Source organism: Candidatus Sororendozoicomonas aggregata, assembly GCF_031528575.1.
Classification (GTDB): Bacteria; Pseudomonadota; Gammaproteobacteria; order Pseudomonadales; family Endozoicomonadaceae; genus Endonucleibacter; species Endonucleibacter aggregata.
Genome location: NZ_JAVLSP010000156.1, coordinates 1 through 4559 on the forward strand (window position 1 = coordinate 1; position 4559 = coordinate 4559).

At 45.9% G+C, this 4559-nt stretch carries 3 protein-coding genes; 2 read left to right on the forward strand and 1 reads right to left on the reverse strand.

Features of this window, described 5'->3' with window-relative positions; translation table 11 throughout:
- The first annotated feature begins 151 nt into the window (after window positions 1-151).
- Window positions 152-1495 carry a hypothetical protein gene (locus tag V4C51_RS17170; RefSeq protein ID WP_330927402.1) on the forward strand — a complete coding sequence of 448 codons (1344 nt, stop codon included), beginning with the start codon at window positions 152-154 and terminating at the stop codon, window positions 1493-1495.
- 93 nt (window positions 1496-1588) lie between these two features.
- Here V4C51_RS17170 and V4C51_RS17175 read toward each other — a convergent pair whose 3' ends face one another.
- The gene (locus tag V4C51_RS17175) at window positions 1589-3634 is read right to left on the reverse strand and encodes an AsmA family protein (RefSeq protein ID WP_330927403.1); all 2046 of its coding nucleotides are present in this window, start codon (window positions 3632-3634) and stop codon (window positions 1589-1591) included.
- Between the two features lie 493 nt (window positions 3635-4127).
- Between V4C51_RS17175 and V4C51_RS17180 the strand changes: the two genes are divergently transcribed.
- On the forward strand, window positions 4128-4520 hold the full coding sequence (locus V4C51_RS17180; RefSeq protein WP_330927404.1) for a hypothetical protein: 393 nt from the start codon (window positions 4128-4130) through the stop codon (window positions 4518-4520).
- Window positions 4521-4559: the final 39 nt, after the last annotated feature.

The window sequence follows — 4559 nt, forward strand, 5'->3', positions numbered from 1 at the left end:
ATTTGTGCGAATAGTTGACCTATTTAAGCAAATTGATCGGAAATTCTGGCCGCACTTTCTGGATTTTAGGCCGAAATTGTCTTAAGTCCGACAGGCTCCTAGTGTGTGTGGAGTTGCCAGATCAATGTGATAGAATAGTAGGGTATTGAATATGCCAGTTAATATATTCGATAGTATCCAAAACAAACTTTTTGGTAATACCAGCCAAACGGCTGTTGATTTACAGTTGGCCGAGATGGCGGATGCTCGAAAGGGTATTCTATACTTTCTGGGCAATACGCGTGCAGAGTCCGTCCGAAAAGGCTTTTCGATCGCCAATGCATCACTAGTGTCTGGTCTAACGGCATCTTCGCTGCCCAATGACTTGATGGCACTCCCCTCATGGCTCTTTCAGCAAACAGCGGGTAGAACCTCATTGGGGCGATCCCTGTCTGACATAGCCGGTTATGCTGTTGAAGAAATTAGCAAAATAGACAAGCTGATATCTGAGTTTTTTGCATGGGCGATTGATCGTATGACATCACTGTTTGGGCGTTTTAGTACAACAGTTTCTAATTTCTTGCTGACTCTAAGCGCCGATACGCTGACGATTGTGGTGGGGAATCAGCTTTCATCAGCCTTTGGAGCCGCTATTCCCTGTTTTGGGCATTTTACCCAGCTGTCGGAGTTTTATTCAGGCTTGGTTCATGCTGTTCAAGGATTAAAAGAGTTTTTTTTGCAGTTGTGGAACGGCCGTGATGCTGATTTTTTAGGCGGCTACCCCTCGGTTATTGCCAACGCTCTGGCGCGGCACTCTCTGGCGAAAGCGGGCGGCGGTATCATGGATGCCGGTATTAGTCTTGGTGTGGGAATAGGTGCCACAGCCTTTCCTGCTTTTGGCTCGTTGCCGATTGTTGTGATATATATTGTCAGGGAAATTGTGAGTTGGATCGAAGGTATTATCCAGCGCCATTTAGTAAACACTTCCTTTGAAACAGCCAATAAAGCCTGGCAGGCTATAAAAGCACATCAAACCAGCACAGTAAATGGCGCGCCCACTTTGCTGACCGACCATGATGAGTTCTCGAGCTGGTTTCGTAAAGCGGTTATTCCCTGTCCGGTTATTGCCGCGCTGACCGTGAGTTCCGGCTTTGCCGCCAATCCCCTGCGTTTTTTACAAATTCTGGATGACGCTACGCTCGACAAAGTAACGAATCAGGGCGACCCCAACCTTGTTCATACCTGCCATGCTGAGGCTGCGAAAATGCAGGCAGGTTTTCATGCGGGGGTGAAGCATATTAATCACCTGAAAAGGTTGGCCATGCGTTATATCCCGGAGTACTGCGCCACGTACCATGTTGATTTTTGCAGTAATGAGCCTGTGGTTTCTTCACGCTTGAACACAATGATGATGGGAGTTACGCCCCAAATAGAGCCTGTCCCGCCGCCACAGGTCAAGCAACAAGCCAGGGTTCAGTTTGTGGGAGGGCCATTTACTGGGTACATCAGCTCTTGAAACTGTCGCCTTTCAAACGGCCACTTTGTAGGTGACGCTCATTCACCCCAGTTACCGCCTCTTTGAGTTCCTGGGGCTTCGCTTAATTTTTGGTCAGTTAAATAAGCCTTTGAAGGCATCCTTCAAGCCATTAACTTTTTTATCAATGGTATTTTTTATATGTTTTTTAGCTTCCTGCTTCGCCAGGTCCGCAATAGTGTTGGCCATACGTTCGGAATCCAGGCCACATTGTTGTGCACCTAATTTTCCGAGGCAGCGGACAGGCCAGGTTATATTGACGTAATCTTTGTTGATTTCGCAGGCAGGGTCGTTGTCAAGCAGCTGCTCATCTCCGCGAATATTCAGCCCAACGTGGTAGTCAATGGTTTGGTCAATAAAGTTTATTGTTCCATCGCCTTTTAAGTTCAAGCTGGATAATGCAGCAGTCAGGTCTTTATTGACGGCAACACCATTGCGGATGGTAAATGTACCACTGAGGTCTTCAAATGGCGTGCTGGTGCCCCAGTCTTTCTTTTGCAGCTTTTCCTGTCGGACAAGGGCAATACCTTCGCAAACCATTTTATTAAAGTTGGCTTCCTTAAAGGCGCCCTGATTGATATCAAAACCAATAGTGCCATTAAGATTTCGGGTCAGCGCACTTTGTAGTTGCCCCTCGGTGGCAATATTCATGTTGGCATTGACGTCACCTTGCATTGGCTTTAACTCAGTTATTGGCGTTGATAGCGCGTTTAGACTAATGTCTTTGAGTGTCGCTTTTACAGCCAGTTTCGGTGTGCCCTTTACCCTGACATCTGTTTTTCCATCAAGTTCAATGGTGCCCTTATAAAAGCCTGAGGCTATTTTTACTTCAGAGCGTCCATCGGCAGCATGAATAGTGATAGACGGTTGATCAAATTGTAGGTTGGCGGCTGTCAGTGCGGTCAAACTCATAGAGCCGTTAATATTCAGGTTGCTTAATAGTGCTTCGGGAATCAGAGGCAGTTCTTTTTCAGGTGTGTTGGGTTCGGCTGATGGGGCTTGGTCTTGATCTTTAACCGCAACAGGCGTTGAAGTGGCAGGAGGCAGGTAATTGTCCAGATTCAGAGCATTGCCTGTTAATTTGAAAGTAATCGCCTCCTTGGCAATGTCATCTACATTGAGGAAACCATTCAGGTTAAAATCATCCAGCGTTAATGCCAGGTTGTCAGTATTCAGGCTTTTGCCATTGCTTTTAAAGCTGCCTTTTACTGTCAGGCTTTCCATCGCATTCTTATCAGCCATGGGAGGAAGTGGCATATTTAATTGTGCCAGAAATTGTTTTGGATTGAAGGAGGCAATATTGAACTCACCTTTTGTCAGGAAGGGTTGTTGCTGAAGGTGGATGTTGCCTGTGAGGGTTAGTGGTTCTGCATCAGGCTTTGCAATGAGGCTGAAGTTATTCAGATCGTAAAGCCCTTTTTCAAGATTAAAGGTCACTGTCGCTTTAAGTTCTGTATTCAGGCTGATTTTGGGATTGTTGCTTAAAACTGACGCCTTGGCGGTTATGTCAAAAGGTGTCTGGTTGGATATGGCACTTGTGTTGAGGCTGGCATTTTTGATCACATAGCTGTTGCCGGTTGTTTTATCGCTGTACTGAATCGTCAGGTTATTGATGGCAACGTTGGCTATATCCAGTGCCATGGGGGTACCTGCTGCGGGTGCGCTGGTGGCGGTTGCTTGAGGGACGGGTGCCTTGGCAGGTGGTGTTCTGGCTGGTGGTGAGGGCTTGGCGGAGGTTACTTCCCAGTTTCCTTTACCTTGTTGGTTTTTAACCAGGTTAAGGTTCAGGCCATCAAGGGTGGCATTTTTTACCTCAATATTTTTGGTTAGAAGAGGCAACAATTTAACGCTGACATCGGCCTTTTCAAGTTTAGCCAGCTGGCTGCCATCATGACCCGCTACAGTAAGGTCTTTAAGGTTCAGGCCCAGCCAGGGAAAAACTGACCAATCGATGGGGCCGTTAATTTTTAATGTCAGTCCCGTTTGCTCATAGGCCATTTTAGCAATGTCACTCCGGTAGTCATTCGGATCTATGAATTTCGGTAGCAGGACTGTAGCCAGCACCATCAGCAGGACTAGCCCTGCAAAAACGATAGTGATCCACTTGATAAGCCGATTCATTAGAGAGCCTCAGTAGTCAGTGAGCGTGTGTTTGCAAGTTATTGAGATGATTGATTATTGTAGCCCTGGTTTCGTACAGGGGGAATCTTTACCGCCTGCTCTGTTTTATTAAATTGGAGTAAAAGTAGGCTGCTAAAGCTATGTTTTTGAATTTTACCTCATCTGAGGGCTGGAGCTTTTTAGGGGGCGAGGCAAGTCGGGGTCTTGCCAATACTCGACCTTATATCATCCAACGTGCGAAGCTGAAAAAGTGAGATATAACCATTCATTCTGACTGAGCCGGTATTGTTTCAAGTGCCGATTCCCTTGGCTTGGAAAAAGAACCGACTGTCTACTAAAATGACAGCGTTCGTTGGTGTTGTTACATACTGACACTGACGAGTATAAGAAACTCATAGTCTATCGGCAGACGAATGATGAGTCAAGCTTGACTGGTTGTCGCACTTGACTTTCCCAAAAATTGCCTGTCTTTCATGTTATGCAGAGGTATGAAATGAAGAAGTTCTCAGTATTTTTTCTCTTCATTGCCACCAGCTACTTTAGTTTGCCATCTTATTCATTGTCATCCTTGTCGTCACACCAGATGGTAGAGCAAATGCTAAAGTACAGCACGTCTCATTCCATTGGTGTTTTTTCGATAAATGCTATCAATTATTGCAAACAGACAGGCCAGACCATGGATCAGTGCTTGACAGCACTTGATGGTAGTACGGCGTTGACGTTTTTTAGCGAAAAGAAAGGTGTTGTTTATTCGACAGCTTCCAGCAGCACTCCCCTCTCTTGTGGCCTCTATTTAGATGTGTGCACAGGAACCAAATATATCCAGCCTTGTTGCCCTCAATTTAAATGCCATGTGAAAGTATTTGGTTTAGGCTACTGCAAATGACCCTTATTACCCTGGAAGCCTGTCGGACTTATGCTCAAA